The following is a 1223-nucleotide window of genomic DNA, read 5'->3' as shown; positions in this document are numbered from 1 at the left end:
TTGTATACAAAAAATAGTAATTAATAATAAATTATTTTAATTATCAAGGGTTTTATCACGTATTATTAATAGGGTGAAAACCCTTATTTTTTTGTATCTAATTTCTTTTTAACTTCAAAGTATCTGCATTCCATGTTTTATATGTTAAAACATCGGTTTTAGCTTTTACTGTATATAATTTATCGTTTCTTACTATAAATAAATTTATATGTGGTATGCCTTGATGGTGTAATATTTGTAAAAAAGATTCTTTAAATTCTCCTTTTACAATTACTTTAAACCCTGTTTTTGTATACTCAGAACTGTACCACTCCCAGGTTCTTAAATATCTTAAATTATAGATTAAAATGTCTATGCTTGGAAATAATAAATCATCTTTATGATAGTCTTCATTATCTAGTTGCTTAGTAAATGCTACTAATGGTTTTGGTAATAAATTTTCCCATGTAATACTATAGATGCTTAGTGCTTTATGTTCTAAAAATACTTGCATCGTTTTTATAAAGAGATGTAATGCTTCTTTTGGATTTATAATGTTTTCAACTAAAATTATATTGTAATCTTCATTTGGCAATTCTCCATTTGTATTGTTATGTATTCTTTCTAACTCGGTCACAGTTTAAAGGGTTTGGGGCTAGAATATATTATATTCTATGGTGTTTATTGATTAACGGCTCTTTTTATTTAACTATATAAATTCTTTTTTATTTTAGAATATGGTAATAAATATGTGTTAAAAATAGTGTAGCTTTAATTATAAATGTACGCCTAATGTTTTCTTTATTTTTATTAACCTTAAAAATAGGTTCTATAATTAAGTCTATTTTTGTACTAAATGTTACCCAATTATTATGAGTAAATGAGTGAGTCTTAAAATGTATAATAACAATAATTATACCATGTCATTGACTTTATTAACAGTTACCAAGGTGTAACATATTTTTTATTCTTAAAAAGAATATTGAGTGAAGTAGTCGTTTTAATGAGTAATCGCTTTCTTTATAATATAGTTTGGCTAGTTTTACTATTCTATTTTTTCTAACAATAGCTTAGCTTCTTTTAATTTAAAAAAGTGTTTTATACGTATTGCTTCTTTTAACTTTTCTTTGCTTTTTTTAATATTATCTTGTTTTAAATAAATTAAAGCCTTGTACCACAGAACTTGTTGTTTAAACTTTGTTTCTTCTAAATTATTTAATTCTAAAAAAGCGTCTTCTGTTTTA

Annotated in this window: 2 protein-coding genes; both read right to left on the bottom strand. The window is 23.9% G+C overall.

The annotated features are described in order from the left end of the window. Positions 1 to 97: 97 nt before the first annotated feature. A complete protein-coding gene (locus tag ACVC2P_RS02020) occupies positions 98 to 616 on the bottom strand; it encodes a hypothetical protein (RefSeq protein ID WP_452596813.1) in 519 nt (172 codons plus the stop codon). A 408-nt stretch (positions 617 to 1024) separates the two neighbouring features. Next, positions 1025 to 1223, bottom strand: a 199-nt coding sequence (locus ACVC2P_RS02015; protein WP_452596812.1) for a hypothetical protein, incomplete at its 5' end; no start/stop codon positions are given.

This window comes from Pontimicrobium sp. MEBiC01747 (assembly GCF_053601635.1).
Note: the sequence above shows the minus strand (reverse complement) of the source record. Positions and strands in the feature narration are given on the sequence as shown.